Source organism: Microbacterium sp. 2FI, assembly GCF_005502885.1.
Lineage (GTDB): Bacteria > Actinomycetota > Actinomycetes > Actinomycetales > Microbacteriaceae > Microbacterium.
Genome location: NZ_SCMR01000002.1, coordinates 225,080 through 238,735, shown reverse-complemented (window position 1 = coordinate 238,735; position 13,656 = coordinate 225,080). Strand labels below are relative to the sequence as shown.

The following is a 13,656-nucleotide window of genomic DNA, read 5'->3' as shown; positions in this document are numbered from 1 at the left end:
CCCGAATCGGGATCGGCCTCGTCGGCGGTGGTGGGCGGCGCGGTGTGCTCAGCGCCTCGTCGTGGGCCCGCGCAGAACCTGCGAGGCCACCACGAGGGCTGCGGCGATGAGCACCGCGTTCTTGAGGATGTACTGCCCGGTGAGCGTCGGGCCTGCCGTCGTCCAGACCTCGGCGGGGAGGAGGACCAGCGGCGAGAGGATGCCGACATACGCGAACGCGAGGACGACGAGCCCGATACGGGCGAAGCCGCGACCGGCGATGAGGAGCGCGCCCGCCGCGATCTCGATGACGGCGGTCGCGATCATCGCGGTCTGGCCCCCCACGAGGCCGAACGTGAGCTTCTCCCAGGTCTGCATCACGAGCCCCTCGACGGGGCTGGCGCCGGGGATGAGCTTGAGAGCGCCGAACACCGCGAAGACGGCACCCAGCGCGACGCGGAGAGCGGGGACGCTCCAGCGTTCGAGGAACGCCTTGAGTCCTGCTTCGAGACGCGCCACGAAGGCGAGTGCGGCGCGGATCGGTTGCGGGCGGCGCGTGGGAATGACGACGCCGGGAACGCCGTGGCTGACGGGAATGGTGGTCATGGCTCGACTCCTTCGAAACTGATCGACCCGCGACGGCGGGCACGGTGATCAGGATCCGAAGCGGGCTCGGCTGATACGCGGCCAACGAGATTGTCGGATGCTGCACAGAGCAGCGCCGGCTGAGCGGCGCGGGCTTTGTGTGGAAGCTACAAGATCGGGGGCTCGCCGCCGCGTCGGCGGGTATCAGGGCTCTCCGGTGAGCGCTCTTCGTCATCGGGCCGACACTCGGCCCGATGAGGAAAGGCGGAGACATGGAAATCTCGGACAAGCGCGGATCGGCTCGGCTGATCGACGCCTACAGGAATCGAGGGGTCGAGATCGACGAGGCGCTCGTGACGCGCCTGTCGGATTCGCTCGATGAGTTCGACATCCACGACGTGCTCATCAAGGGCACGCCGCACCCCGACCTGCTGCGGGCGGGGTTCTCGGTGTCGGGCGGCGACCACGCCGCGAAGGTCATCCAGAATGTGCTCGACCTGGTCAAGGACATTCCGCTCGCGGAGATCCGGCTGTTCCCGAAGGGGATCCCGTGGCCGGAGGTCTTCAACGTCGAAGTGACGATCGGCAAGGGCTGATCGACGGCGCGCGAGGGGCCCGCCATGCGACTCACGGCTGATCGGGGCATCGTCCAGGTGCACCCCACACGGCGGTGCAATCTGACGTGTCTGCACTGCTACTCGTCGTCCGGCCCCCGGGTCGATGCGACGACTCCCGTCGAGCTGCTGACGGGTGCCCTCGACGACGCCGTCCCCCTCGGCTACAGCGTGCTCAGCGTGTCGGGCGGCGAACCGCTGCTCTACCGTCCGCTGCTCGAGCTCCTCCGTCATGCGAGATCGCTCGGAATGCGGACGACGGTGACCACGAACGGACTGCTGCTGAGCGAGCGAAGGCTGGGCGAACTGGCCGGTCTCGTGGACGTGCTCGCGATCTCGGTCGACGGCAGGCCCGAAACGCATGACGTGATGCGCAACAGCCCCGGTGCGTTCGCGAAGCTGCACGGTCGCCTCGCCGGCGTCGCCCGCTCGGGCATCCCGTTCGGATTCATCACCACCCTCACGCAGCGCAATGTCGACGAGATCGAGGACGTCGTGCTCCTCGCGGAGCGATTCGGGGCGGCGCTCGTGCAGGTCCACCCCCTCGAGCCCGTCGGTGCCGCGTCGCAGAACCTGCGCGACGCGGTGCCTGACGGACAAGAACTCGGATTCGCGATGTTCGAGGGGATCATGCAGAGCGCCGCACATCGGGGTGTCGTCGTGCACGTCGATGTCGCGCGACCCGCTGAGATCGAGGGCATCGACCTCCCGGACCCGGGGACGGCGCCGCGGCTCGGTGACTGGCTTTCGCCGCTGGTGATCGAGACCGACGGTCTGGTCGTGCCGATGACCTACGGGTTCGCGCGCCGATTCGCCCTGGGTTCGCTCGAGAGCGCCGCGCTCTGCGATCTCGCTGCCGACTGGGACGAGCAGCCGTTCGTCGAACTGTGCGCGCGCGTTCGCGCCACGCTACTCGACGACGGCCGGGCGTTTTTCAACTGGTACGAAGAGGTCCGGCATGCCGCGGTGCGGGCCGGAGGAGCGCAGCAGCTCCCGCTCCGCGTCGCCGGCTGAGCCGAGGACTCACTGCCTCACGCCGCGGGCGCCGCCGCCTCACGGTGCAGATCGTCCTCGACCTGGCTCGCCCGGATCGGATGCCCCTGCGTCGACAGGCACTTGCCGGACGCGAGGTCCCACTTCCAGTCGTGCAGGCTGCAGGTGAGCACGCCGTCTTCGATCTTCGCGGTCTTGGAGAGGTCGGCACGCAGGTGCGGGCAACGGCGCTGCACCACCCACTCTCCCAGCTGCACGTCTTCGGAGACATCGGACTGCTCGGCGTACCAGTTCTCGACGTACTCGATGCGATCGCGCGAGAGGCACTTCATGAAGGTGTAGATGAACTCGTTGAACTTGCCCACGCGCCCGGCGGCGAACTGCATCGACAGGAAGATCGAGTTCGACCAGTCGATCTCATGGTCGGCGATGTTGGTCGAGACGAGATCGGCCGGGATGGTGAACCAGTACGACGTCTCCTCCCCCGCATACTCGCGCACCTTGGCCTTGGGGAAGTCGACCACCATGTCGAGGTCGCCGATCGTGTAGCGGACGGGGCCGCCGACGCCCTCGCGGAAGATGCGGCCGCGCCGCAGCAGGGGCTCCCACCACTCCTTGATCGCGGCGAGCATCTCGGCGGGCGGGAGCACCGCGGCGCGCGACGCCTCCTCGGCCGCGATCTCGGCCTGGCGCGTGGCGCGCTGCTGCTCGAGGTACCCCCACTTGTCGGCGAACATCGCCTCGATCTCGGCATCCGCGTACAGCGTCTGCTCGATCGTCTGGGCGCCGTTCTCGATCGTGACCACGGTGCCGGGGATGAAGACGTGGCCCGCGTACTGCGGCGTCTCGACCTCGAGGCGTCGGATGAACTCGGCCTGGTCGGTGAAGATCGAGTCGTTTTCGGCGCCGTGGCCGTTGAAGCGGAAAAGCTCGTCGCGCAGGAACATCGGCGGGCCGGCCATGGGGAAGACGTGCGGGGCATCGACCTTCTCGATGTAGTACATCGCCCGCTTGTGCTGCGCCTCGCGCTTGAGGTGCGCGAAGTTCTGCTTGGCGTCGTGGGGCAGGTCGTAGATCATCGGCCACCAGATCGCGCCCGAGAACTGCGTGAAGTACGCCTCGGGCTTCGAGAACGACAGGAGCTTGTCGAGGTCCAGCGGGTGCGAGTCGTTCTGGTTGAGGATCGACGCCGTGCCGTCGTCGATCGAGAGCGACGAGTCGCCGATCGGCCCGTCCGACGGGGCGCGCAGCGGCGTGATCATCATGCGCAGCGCGCCGCGCTCGATCACTTCACCGGCGTGCGTGTAGGTGATGTTGTCGTACCCGAGGGCGCGCAGATCCTGCTCCAGGTCGTCGGTCGGGTACTCGGGAAGCAGCACCTCGATCGTCTTGGGCACGTAGGTCTCGAGCAGCCACGGATCGAAGTGGTCGCGGTGGCGGTGCGAGATGTAGAGGAAGTCGGCGTTGCCGTAGGTGGCCCAGTCGAGCGCCCGATTGTCGGGGAATGGGAACCACGAGCCGAAGAACGCCGGCTTCACCCACGGGTCGCAGAGGATGCTGCCGCCCGCCGTCTCGATGAACATTCCCGCGTGGCCGAGGCCGGTGATGCGCATGCGCGTCCTCCCGTGTGACTTCAGCCCACGAGTCTACGCGGGGGCACGCGCGGGTCGCCGCCGCTCCGGACGTGAATAACCTCAGTCTTCGAGGAGACCCCGGATGTCGTCGGCGGTGAGCGACTGCCCGAACAGGGCCTCGTCGTCCATGACGGCCTGGAACAGGCGCGCCTTGCGCTCCTGCAGCGCGACGACCTTCTCCTCGATCGTTCCGGCGGCGATCATGCGGTAGACCATCACCGTCCGGTCCTGTCCGATGCGGTGGGCGCGGTCCACCGCCTGCGACTCGGCGGCGGGGTTCCACCACGGGTCGAGGAGGAAGACGTAGTCGGCCTCGGTGAGCGTCAGGCCGAATCCGCCGGCCTTGAGGCTGATGAGGAAGACCGGCGCGTGGCCCTCGCGGAAAGCCGCGATCACGTCATCGCGACGGCGCGTCGAACCGTCCAGGCGCGTGACGGCGATGTCGGCGGCATCGAGCCGGGACTGCACGATGTCGAGGTACGACGTGAACTGGCTGAACACGAGCGCGCGGTGGCCCTCGGCGACGATCTCGGCAAGGTGCTCGACGAGGGCGTCGAGTTTCGACGAGGCGACTTGGGTGTGGGCGGGGTCGACGAGCTCGGGCGCGAGGCTCAGCATCCGCAGCAGGGTGAGTGAGCGGAAGACGATGAAGCGATGGCGATCGAGGTCTTCGAGGAGCCCGAGCACCTTCTGGCGTTCGCGCTGGAGCACCGTGTCGTAGATCGCGCGGTGGGCGGGAGCGAGCTCGATGTGCAGCAGCTGCTCCTGCGTGGGCGGCAGCTCGGGCGCGACGAGCTCCTTCGTTCGGCGCAGCACGAGGGGACGGATGCGGCGGCGGAGGCGTTCGAGGCGCGCGGCGCGGTAGGGACCGCCCTCCTGGTTCTCGGGAACCTTGCCCTGTTCGATCGGCCCCACGTACTCCTCGCGGAAGCGGCGGGCCGAGGGGAACAAGCCGGGCGCACTGAGCGAGAGAAGAGCCCAGAGCTCGGTCAGGCTGTTCTCGAGCGGCGTGCCGGTCACCGCGAAGGTCACGTCGGCGCGGAGGTCTTTCACGGACCGGTGCAGCTTCGTCTGCGGGTTCTTCACGAACTGCGCCTCATCGAGCACGACACCCGCCCACTCCTGCGCCGTGAACTCCACGGCATCCAGGCGAAGCACGGCGTACGACGTCACGACGATGTCGGCGGCGCTCGCCGCAGCCGCCACCGTCTCGGCGCGCCGCGCCCGCGTCGCGGTGAGCGAGCGCACCCGCAGGCCGGGGGTGAATCGCGCGCTCTCGCTCCGCCACGTCGAGACCACCGACGTGGGCGCGACGACGAGGAACGGCCGCGTCTCCCCCGCTTCGCGCGTGTGCTGGATGAGCGCGAGCAGCTGCAGCGTCTTGCCGAGGCCCATGTCGTCGGCGAGGATCCCGCCGAGCCGGTGGCGCCACAGGAACGCGAGCCAGTCGAGTCCGGCACGCTGATACGGCCGCAGGTCGGCGTCCAGGCCCGCCGGCGGCACGGTCTCGGGAACCGAATCGGCGTTGCGCAGTCCCTGCGCGAGTGCGCGCCACGCCACCGCGGGCTCGGCCACGTCGGCGAGGTCCTCGAAGTCGGCCCACAGCGCGGTCTGAGCGCGGCTGATGCGTGGGCCGGTCTCCCACTCGGCCACCTCGGCAGCTTCGTCGATCAGGTCGCGCAGGCGCTGGAGGGCAGGATGGGCGAGCGAGAAGTACGCGCCGTCTGCGAGCAGCATCTTCTTGCGCTGGAGGGTGAGCGCTGTGAACAGCGGCGTGAACGGGATGCTGCGCCCGTCGATCGTGACGATCACCCCGAGGTCGAACCAGTCGGCATCCGTGCTCTCGACGGTCGAGACCGTGATCTCGGGGATTCCGGTGAGCTCGTGGTAGCGAGGCCGATCCCCGGTCGTCTCGACGCGGACGCCCTCGAGCGTCGCGAGCGCGGTGAGGACGTGAACGGCGAACTCGGCCGCGTCGGTGTTTCGGAGGGTCCCGGCACCCGCGAATGCGGCGCCGGTGTGCTCTGCCCACACCTGCTCGACGTCGGCGAGCAGTGCGCGCTCGAACGCGTCATCTCGGTCGGGATGGACCGGTTCGGCGAGGGTGAATCGCCCGAGCCCCGGATAGTGCCACGCGAAGGCGAAGTCGAGCTGGTGCGACGGCCGATGGGCGACCGAGAGCACGAGCGCCGGCGCAGTCGGAGCGGGCAGACTCACTCCGGCCGCCGGCTCGAGAGGCAGCTCGCGCGCGATTCGCGGATAGTACTCGCGCAGGAACTCGCCGCGGTCGGCCGCCGGGACGGCGAGCGGTGCCCCCGCGGTGAGAAGCGCGTGGGCGGCGTCGCCGAGGGTGATGGGTGCGAGCGTGAGACGGATGCCGCCGCCTTCGACCCCGAAGGCGTAGATTCCCGTCCGCCCGATCGGCCGGACCGAGGCCGCATCGACGGGTTCGTCGTCGATGCGGACGCGCAGAGCGAGGCTCCACGCGTCAGCCGGTGCGGGTTCGACGGTCACTGCGACTGCGGCCTCGCGCGCCAGTGACACGGGGTGCGCGGCACGCGTGCCGATGAACTCCACGCCGATGTCGACGGCTCGCACGAGATGCGGCCACAGCAGGGCCGAATCGACGGTGTCGAGCACGATCCACTCGGACGAGTCGGTGAGCGCCGTGAGCGTGCGCACGTCGCGCGTGAGCGCGTGGAGCTCGGCGAACCACCGCGCGTGCTCTGCGACGAAGGGGCCACCCGGGCGGCGGACGGCATCCCACGACACATCACCCTTCACCCACGCGCCGGTGCGCCGGCTGCGCATGAAAGGGCGCACACCGACCTGCAGGCCGTCACGGCGGCTCGCGAGGGACCGGGGGGATGCCGCCTCGGCGCGCTGCGGCGCCCACTGCGACGCGCTCCGCGTCGCTCGCTGACGCAGCTCGAACCCGAGGGCGAGCGGCACGGCATCGTCGTCGCTGTGTCCGGCGTCGGGGACGAGAGAACGCCAGGTCGGAGCAGCCACGCCGGCGGGACCCGCCGTCAGGAGGCGCGGGCGATGCGTGCCAGGACGCCGTGGACGAACGCGCCGGAGTCGTCGGTCGAGAACTCCTTCGCGAGTTCCACTGCCTCGTCGATCGCGACGGCGACCGGCACCTCGTCGTTGTAGAGGATCTCCCACACGCCGATGCGCAGCACGGCACGGTCGACGGCGGGCATGCGCGCGAGCGTCCAGTCCTTCGCGAACGTCGTGATCTGCTCGTCGATGGCGTCGCGATTGTCGATGACGCCGTCGACGATGTCACGGGCGTAGAGCCACGATGCCTCGCGAGCGGGTTCGCTCGCCGCGCGTTTGGCTTCGACGGCGAGCATCGAGGGCAGGTCCTCGCCGCGGACGTCTGCCTGGAAGAGGATGTCGAGGGCGCGCTTTCGCGCCTTGGACCGGGCGCTCACGCGCTCAGCTCACGCGGCCGAGGTAGTCCCCGGTGCGCGTGTCGACCTTGACCTTGGTGCCGGCCTCGACGAAGAGCGGAACCTGGATCTCGTACCCGGTCTCGACCGTGGCGGGCTTGGTGCCGGCCGACGAGCGATCGCCCTGGAGGCCCGGCTCGGTGTAGGTGATCTCGAGGATCACGGATGCCGGAAGCTCGACGTACAGCGGGTTGCCGTTGTTGAGCGCGATCTGCACCTGCTGGTTCTCGAGCAGGAAGTTCGAGGCATCGCCGACGGTCGCAGCGGCCACGGTGATCTGGTCGTAGTCAGCGACGTCCATGAAGACGAAGTTGTCGCCGTCGTTGTAGAGGTACGTGAAGTCCCGGCGGTCGACGTTCTCGATGTCGATCTTGGCGCCCGCGTTGTAGGTGCGGTCGACGACCTTGCCCGAGACCACGTTCTTGAGCTTGGTGCGGACGAACGCACCGCCCTTGCCGGGCTTCACGTGCTGGAACTCGATGACGTTCCACAGCTGTCCGTCGATGCTCAGGACGACGCCGTTCTTGATGTCTGCGGTGGATGCCATGTCTGGAAGAGTCCGTTTCGTGTCTGTATGCCGGTCGAAGACGCGACCGACGCTCGATTCTACGGGATGCTGTGGCGCGCGTCCGGCTCAGGCGCCCGCCTGGCCGGTGATCACCGCGATGAGCCGGTCGATCGCCGTCGCGTATCCGGCCACGCCCTCGCCGATCACGTGGACGACCGCTACGTCGGCGACGTAGGAGAGCTGGCGGAAGGGCTCGCGCGCGAGGATGTCGGAGATGTGGACCTCGGCGACCGGCAGCCGGACCGCAGACAGCGCGTCGCGCAGCACCACGGAGGTGTGCGTGAGCCCACCCGGGTTGATCACGATGCCTGCGCAGTCGGTGCGCGCGTCGTGGATCGCATCCAGCAGCACGCCCTCGTGATTGCTCTGCACCGCCCGCACCTCGAAGCCGTGGGCACCCGCCGTCCGGGCGGCGAGGGACTCGACGTCCGCGAGGGTCTGCGACCCGTACATCGCGGGGTCGCGGAAGCCGAGCAGGTTGAGGTTCGGGCCGTTGACGAGCAGCAGGCGGCGGGGAGGCGTCACGTCAGCCACGCTAGCCCGTGACTTCCTGGTAAGCCGCGAACAGCAGCGACTCGTCGGGCGCCTGCAGCACCGTGGGCTTGGCGATGTCGTCGAGCACGATGAAGCGCAGCATCCCGCCACGGCTCTTCTTGTCGCGCTGCATCGTCGCGAGCAGCGTCGGCCAGCGTCCGGCACCGTAGGTCGTCGGCAGGCCCAGCGCGTTGAGGATGTCGCGGTGACGCTGGGCGGCGGCATCCGGAAGGCGCCCCGCGAGCCGCGACAGCTCGGCGGCGAAGACCATGCCCACCGAGATCGCCGCACCGTGGCGCCAGCGATAGCGCTCGGCGTGCTCGATGGCGTGCCCGAGCGTATGACCGTAGTTGAGGATCTCCCGCAGCCCCGCTTCGCGGAGGTCCTGCCCGACGACCTGCGCCTTCATGCCGATCGCGAGCTCGATCGTGCGGCGGAATGCCTCGCTTCGGGGGTCGGTCGCCGTCTCGGGATCGGCTTCGACGAGGTCGAGGATCTCGGGAGCCCAGATGAACCCGGCCTTCACGACCTCGGCATAGCCGGCCACGCGCTCGTTGCGCGAGAGCGAGTCGAGCAGGTCGAGGTCGCAGATGACGGTGCGCGGCGCCCAGAACGCTCCGACGAGGTTCTTGCCCTCGGCGGTGTTGACGCCGGTCTTGCCGCCGACGGCCGCGTCGACCATCGCGAGCACTGTGGTCGGCACCTGCACCACCTCGACGCCGCGCAGCCACGTCGCCGCGACGAAGCCCGCGAGATCGGTCACCGCTCCCCCGCCGAAGCCGACGACCACATCGGTGCGGGTGAAGTCGGCCTTGCCCATCACCTGCCAGCAGAACGCCGCGACCTCGATGCGCTTGCCCGCCTCGGCATCGGGGACTTCGGCCAGCAGCACTTCGCGATCGCCGACGAGCGACGCACGCAGGGCTTCGGCCTGGGCCGCCAGCGTCGGCGGATGGATCACCAGCACCTTGCGCGCGGCGGGCGGCAGCGCCTCGCCGAGGGACGGCAGGATGCCGCGGCCGACGGTGATGTCGTAGCTCGCGTCGCCGGTGACCGTGATGGTCGTCGCGTCGGTCATGCTTCTCCCTGCGTCGGTGGGTTCCGCGCCCACGCGACGATCGCGTCGACGACCTGCTGGAGCGGTCCGCTGGAGGTGTCGAAGGTGACATCGGCGAGGGCGTCGTACACGGGCCGCCGCTCGGCGAAGATCTCGCTCCAGCGCGCCATCGCGTCGTCGCCGCCCTGCAGCAGCGGCCGCTTCGATCCGTTGACGCGGTGGGCGACCACGCGCGGCGCGACCGTGAGCAGCACAACGCGGTGCGATGCGAGGTCGCGCTGCGTCTGCGGGTCGAGCACGGCTCCGCCGCCGAGCGAGACGACGCCGTCGGTGGCGAGACCGTCGACGACCGCGGCGCGCTCGAGGGCGCGGAACCTGGCCTCGCCGTGCTCGGCGAAGATCGTCTCGATCGCGCCGTGCGCTCCGGTCACGGCGGCGTCGGTATCGAAGAAGGGCACCTCCAGCGCCTTCGCGACACGGCGGCCGATGCTCGTCTTCCCCGCCCCCATCGGCCCGATGAGGACGATCGCGCCTGCCGTCATTCGCCGAGCGAGGCGTCGCTGGCGGTCGTGGTGCGCAGCGACTCGGGAATCGCGGCGAGGTACCCGTCGAGGTTGCGCCGGGTCTCGCGCACGCTGTCGCCGCCGAACTTCTCGAGAACGACCTCGGCCAGCACGATCGCCACCATCGCCTCGGCGACGACGCCGGCCGCCGGCACCGCGCACACGTCGGAGCGCTGGTGGTGGGCCGAGGCGGTGTCGCCGGTGGCGACGTCGATCGTGCGGAGGGCATGTGGCACGGTGGCGATCGGCTTCATTCCCGCGCGGACGCGCAGCACCGTACCGGTCGACATGCCACCTTCTGTGCCACCGGCCTTGTCGCTCGAGCGCGTGATGCCGTCGCCGGTCGCGAAGAGCTCGTCGTGGGCCTTCGAGCCACGGCGGCGGGTCGTCTCGAAGCCGTCGCCGACCTCGACGCCCTTGATCGCCTGGATGCTCATGAGCGCCTGGGCGAGCTTGCCGTCGAGGCGTCGGTCCCAGTGCACGTGCGACCCGAGTCCGGGCGGGAGTCCGTAGGCGAGCACCTCGACGATGCCGCCGAGCGTGTCGCCGTCCTTGCGGGCGTCGTCGACCTCGGCGACCATGCGGGCGCTCGTTTCGGCGTCGAAGCACCGCAGCGGATCGGCGTCGAGCGCATCGACGTCGTCGGGGGTCGGCAGAGCGGCACCTTCGGGCGCGGCGACGGGCCCTATCGAGAGGGTGTGGCTGACGAGGCGGATGCCGAGCTCACCCAGGAACGCCCGTGCGATCGCACCGAGGGCGACGCGGGCCGCGGTCTCGCGCGCGCTCGCGCGTTCGAGGATCGGGCGTGCCTCGTCGAAGTCGTACTTCTGCATGCCGACGAGGTCGGCATGGCCGGGCCGGGGGCGAGTGAGCGCGGCACCGCGTCCGCGGGACTTGTCGGTGAGATCCACGGGATCCGGGCTCATCACCTCGACCCACTTCGGCCACTCGGTGTTGCCGATGCGCAGCGCGATCGGGCTGCCGAGGCTGGTGCCGTGAACGACGCCCGACGAGACGGTGAGCTCGTCCTCCTCGAACTTCATGCGCGAGCCGCGGCCGTAGCCCAGCTTGCGTCGGGCGAGGTCGGCCTGGATCGCGGCACGTGAGATCGGGACGCCTGACGGCAGACCCTCCATGACGGCGACGAGTTCGGGGCCGTGAGATTCGCCGGCCGTGAGCACGCGGAGCATTGGTCTAGTCTCCCACGGGCCGGGGCACCGTTACGTCGCGTCCGCCTCGAGCGCTCCGAGCATCGCGGCGAGGACGGCGGGCTCGTCGTCGAGGGCGGTGTCGACATCGCCGGTCGTGAAGGCGCGCACCTGGAGAAGAGCCTGGTGCAGCAGCATCCCGAGTCCCGAGGTCGATCGCGCTCCCGCCCGAGCCCACGCCGCGCCGAGCGTCGTCGGCCCCTGTCCGTAGACGACGTCGAGGAGGAATCCGCCCGCCTCGGCGAGTGCTGCAGTCGCAGCATCCGAGGGCCGTGCGCCGCCTGGGAGAGTCGCGATCGTCACATCGGCCGGGGTGAAGGATGCTGCGTCGAACGTCTCGTGCGTCATCGCGAGACCGAGCTCATCGCCGAGCGCGCGAAGGCGCAGGACCGCCTCTGGGCGTCGGGCGACGACCTCTACGCGTCGGGCGCCGAGCTCGGCCAGCGCGACGAGGGCCGAGGTCGCCGTCGCCCCTGCGCCGACGATGCGCCCGGCCGCGACGTCACGGACGCCGCTGTCGGCGAGGGCGCGGACGATGCCGCCCACGTCGGTGTTGAAGCCCCGCGCGCCGGACGGATCGCGCACCAGTGTGTTGACGGCGCCAGTGAGCTCGGCACGGCGATCACGGATCGCCGTTGCGGCGAATCCTGCGCCTTTGAGCGGCATCGTCAGCGAGAGCCCCCGCCAGCGCTCGTCGAGCGAGCCGTACTCCGCGGCGAACTGCGCCTCGGCGACCTGACGTCGCCCATAGCTCCAGTCGAGGTCGAGCACGCTGTACGCGGCGGCGTGCAGCTGCGGCGAACGGCTGTGGGCGATGGGGTCACCCCACACCTCGAGGCGCGTCGCGGCCTCGCTCAGCACCCGGAGTCCGGGTTCTCCGAGCACCATGCCTGCCACTGCGCGACGGCCCGATTGTGGTCGGCGAGGTTGGTTGTGAAGACGGTCTCGCCGGTGTCGAGGTTGACGGTGACGAAGTACATCCAGTCGCCCTCGGCCGGATGCATCGCCGCATCGATCGCGACGTCCCCAGGATTCGAGATCGGGCCGATGGGCAGCCCCGTGTGCACATAGGTGTTCCACGGGTTGTCGTCGGCGAGGGCCTCGGCGGACGAACTCACCGTGCCGTCGTGCATCTCGCCGTAGCCGTACTGCGCCGTGGAGTCCATCTGGAGAAGGCCGAAGGTCTCTTGGTTGTCCGGGTCGAGGCGGTTGACGATCACCGTCGACACCTTCTGCATGTCTGCCTCGTAGCGCGCTTCGCGCTGGATGATCGAGGCGATGTTGAGGATGCGCTGGCGCTCCTCGACGGGAACCCCGGCGGCGTCGAGCGACTGGATCGTGCGGTCGACGAGTGTCTGCACGACCTGCGGAGCGGTGACGTCGGGGTTGAACGTGTAGGTCGCGGGGAACAGCCAGCCCTCGAGCGAGTCCGCGCTCACACCGTATGCGGACGGATCGGCGACCGCGGCCTGGAAGTCCTCGATCGGAAGGCCGGTGCCCTCCGCGAGGAGCGGCAGCGACTGCTCGACGGTGAGCCCTTCGCGCAACTGTGCCGTGTTCTCCATCTTGTTCGCAGGATCCAGCAGTGCCGCCAGCGCCGCCTCGGAGGTCATCTGCTGCTGCAGCTGGAAGACTCCCGGCACGAACGGCGGGTTCTGCCCGGTCTCGATGAGGTAGTCGTAGAACGCATCGGGGGTCTTGGTCACGCCGGCATCGAACAGGCTCTGCGAGATGGGCGCTCCGGTGTCGCCGGAGGCGACGGTGACGAATGCCTCGCCGTTGGCGAGACCCGCCTCGTAGTCCTTGGGCTCTTCCCAGCCCATCACCTCGCGGATCTTGTCCTCGTAGGTCGTCCAGACGTACCACCCGCCGGCTGCGACTCCGCCGAGGAACAGCAGCACGATGCCGAGCGCGATCCAGCCGCCGATACGGCGCTTGCGCTTGTCGGGCGGGGGCGGCGGCGCGCCGAGGTCGTCGGTGGTGCTGGTTCCGCTGAAGAGGTCTTCGAGCGTCGCGGTAGAGGCCGTCACCGGCGCGCGCTCCGGTGCCGCCCGATCGATGACCGGCGTCGCCTGGACGACCGTCGGTGCGGCCGAGCGGCCGCGACTGTACGGAGACTGCGAGGCTGACTCCGCTGCGCCGAAGATCCACGGCTCGGGTGCCGGTGCCGTGCCCGGATCGGTCGACGGTGCCGAAGTCGCGGCGGCTGTTGCGGGGGCCGCGGGTGCAGCTGTGTTCGCCGGTGTGGGCGTACCCACTCCCTGTCGGGATGCCGCCTCGCGTGCAGCGCGGCGAGACAGCGGGGCTCCGGTGTCGCTCATCGTCGCGGGGACGGCGGCGGCCGGCGGGGTGCTGCTGCCTGCCGCGGCATCTTCGCCGCCGGCACGCATGTCCCGCGACCGAGGGTCGGGAAGCTGTCCGAACAGATCCGCGAAGGGATCGTCGTGCGCAGAGTCGGGCATG

At 69.8% G+C, this 13,656-nt stretch carries 13 protein-coding genes; 2 read left to right on the top strand and 11 right to left on the bottom strand.

Annotation, left to right across the window (positions count from 1 at the left end):
* Nucleotides 1-48: 48 nt before the first annotated feature.
* Entirely contained in the window at nucleotides 49-585 is a 537-nt protein-coding gene (locus FFS15_RS03455) for a DoxX family protein (protein WP_137843599.1), read from the bottom strand.
* Nucleotides 586-836: 251 nt separating this feature from the next.
* On the opposite strand from FFS15_RS03455, the gene FFS15_RS03450 reads away from it, so the two are divergent.
* A complete protein-coding gene (locus FFS15_RS03450) occupies nucleotides 837-1,160 on the top strand; it encodes a hypothetical protein (protein ID WP_137843598.1) in 324 nt (107 codons plus the stop codon).
* 24 nt (nucleotides 1,161-1,184) lie between these two features.
* Complete coding sequence (locus FFS15_RS03445) at nucleotides 1,185-2,192, top strand: radical SAM protein (protein ID WP_137843597.1); 1,008 nt, start codon at nucleotides 1,185-1,187, stop codon at nucleotides 2,190-2,192.
* 17 nt (nucleotides 2,193-2,209) lie between these two features.
* On the opposite strand, the gene FFS15_RS03440 is transcribed toward FFS15_RS03445, so the two are convergent.
* The 10 genes from FFS15_RS03440 to mltG all read right to left on the bottom strand — a co-directional run bounded on the left by FFS15_RS03440 (nucleotide 2,210) and on the right by mltG (nucleotide 13,655).
* Nucleotides 2,210-3,784: a Rieske 2Fe-2S domain-containing protein gene (locus FFS15_RS03440; protein ID WP_137843596.1), complete on the bottom strand. Its 1,575-nt coding sequence runs from the start codon at nucleotides 3,782-3,784 to the stop codon at nucleotides 2,210-2,212.
* An 81-nt stretch (nucleotides 3,785-3,865) separates the two neighbouring features.
* Nucleotides 3,866-6,817 (bottom strand): DEAD/DEAH box helicase, encoded by a 2,952-nt coding sequence (locus FFS15_RS03435; protein WP_249353676.1) that lies wholly within the window; start codon nucleotides 6,815-6,817, stop codon nucleotides 3,866-3,868.
* A gap of 17 nt (nucleotides 6,818-6,834) precedes the next feature.
* The gene (gene nusB / locus FFS15_RS03430) at nucleotides 6,835-7,245 is read right to left on the bottom strand and encodes a transcription antitermination factor NusB (RefSeq protein ID WP_137843595.1); all 411 of its coding nucleotides are present in this window, start codon (nucleotides 7,243-7,245) and stop codon (nucleotides 6,835-6,837) included.
* 4 nt (nucleotides 7,246-7,249) lie between these two features.
* Entirely contained in the window at nucleotides 7,250-7,810 is a 561-nt protein-coding gene (gene efp / locus FFS15_RS03425) for an elongation factor P (protein WP_137843594.1), read from the bottom strand.
* An 87-nt stretch (nucleotides 7,811-7,897) separates the two neighbouring features.
* Nucleotides 7,898-8,356 carry a type II 3-dehydroquinate dehydratase gene (locus tag FFS15_RS03420; RefSeq protein WP_137843593.1) on the bottom strand — a complete coding sequence of 153 codons (459 nt, stop codon included), beginning with the start codon at nucleotides 8,354-8,356 and terminating at the stop codon, nucleotides 7,898-7,900.
* 10 nt (nucleotides 8,357-8,366) lie between these two features.
* Nucleotides 8,367-9,443 (bottom strand): 3-dehydroquinate synthase, encoded by a 1,077-nt coding sequence (gene aroB / locus FFS15_RS03415; RefSeq protein WP_137843592.1) that lies wholly within the window; start codon nucleotides 9,441-9,443, stop codon nucleotides 8,367-8,369.
* Entirely contained in the window at nucleotides 9,440-9,964 is a 525-nt protein-coding gene (locus tag FFS15_RS03410) for a shikimate kinase (protein WP_137843591.1), read from the bottom strand. The genes aroB and FFS15_RS03410 overlap by 4 nt, the downstream gene beginning before the upstream one ends.
* On the bottom strand, nucleotides 9,961-11,175 hold the full coding sequence (gene aroC / locus FFS15_RS03405; RefSeq protein WP_137843590.1) for a chorismate synthase: 1,215 nt from the start codon (nucleotides 11,173-11,175) through the stop codon (nucleotides 9,961-9,963). The genes FFS15_RS03410 and aroC overlap by 4 nt, the downstream gene beginning before the upstream one ends.
* A 30-nt stretch (nucleotides 11,176-11,205) precedes the next feature.
* Nucleotides 11,206-12,081 carry a shikimate dehydrogenase gene (locus tag FFS15_RS03400; RefSeq protein WP_137843701.1) on the bottom strand — a complete coding sequence of 292 codons (876 nt, stop codon included), beginning with the start codon at nucleotides 12,079-12,081 and terminating at the stop codon, nucleotides 11,206-11,208.
* The gene (gene mltG / locus FFS15_RS03395) at nucleotides 12,048-13,655 is read right to left on the bottom strand and encodes an endolytic transglycosylase MltG (RefSeq protein ID WP_137843589.1); all 1,608 of its coding nucleotides are present in this window, start codon (nucleotides 13,653-13,655) and stop codon (nucleotides 12,048-12,050) included. The genes FFS15_RS03400 and mltG overlap by 34 nt, the downstream gene beginning before the upstream one ends.
* Nucleotide 13,656: the final 1 nt, after the last annotated feature.

Excerpts from the sequence above, each read along its gene's own strand:
- FFS15_RS03455 (WP_137843599.1), bottom strand. The coding sequence starts at position 585 with ATGACCACCATTCCCGTCAGCCACGGCGTTCCCGGCGTCGTCATTCCC.
- FFS15_RS03450 (WP_137843598.1), top strand. The coding sequence starts at position 837 with ATGGAAATCTCGGACAAGCGCGGATCGGCTCGGCTGATCGACGCCTAC.
- FFS15_RS03445 (WP_137843597.1), top strand. The coding sequence starts at position 1,185 with ATGCGACTCACGGCTGATCGGGGCATCGTCCAGGTGCACCCCACACGG.
- FFS15_RS03440 (WP_137843596.1), bottom strand. The coding sequence starts at position 3,784 with ATGCGCATCACCGGCCTCGGCCACGCGGGAATGTTCATCGAGACGGCG.
- efp (WP_137843594.1), bottom strand. The coding sequence starts at position 7,810 with ATGGCATCCACCGCAGACATCAAGAACGGCGTCGTCCTGAGCATCGAC.
- aroB (WP_137843592.1), bottom strand. The coding sequence starts at position 9,443 with ATGACCGACGCGACGACCATCACGGTCACCGGCGACGCGAGCTACGAC.
- FFS15_RS03410 (WP_137843591.1), bottom strand. The coding sequence starts at position 9,964 with ATGACGGCAGGCGCGATCGTCCTCATCGGGCCGATGGGGGCGGGGAAG.
- aroC (WP_137843590.1), bottom strand. The coding sequence starts at position 11,175 with ATGCTCCGCGTGCTCACGGCCGGCGAATCTCACGGCCCCGAACTCGTC.
- FFS15_RS03400 (WP_137843701.1), bottom strand. The coding sequence starts at position 12,081 with ATGGTGCTCGGAGAACCCGGACTCCGGGTGCTGAGCGAGGCCGCGACG.
- mltG (WP_137843589.1), bottom strand. The coding sequence starts at position 13,655 with ATGCCCGACTCTGCGCACGACGATCCCTTCGCGGATCTGTTCGGACAG.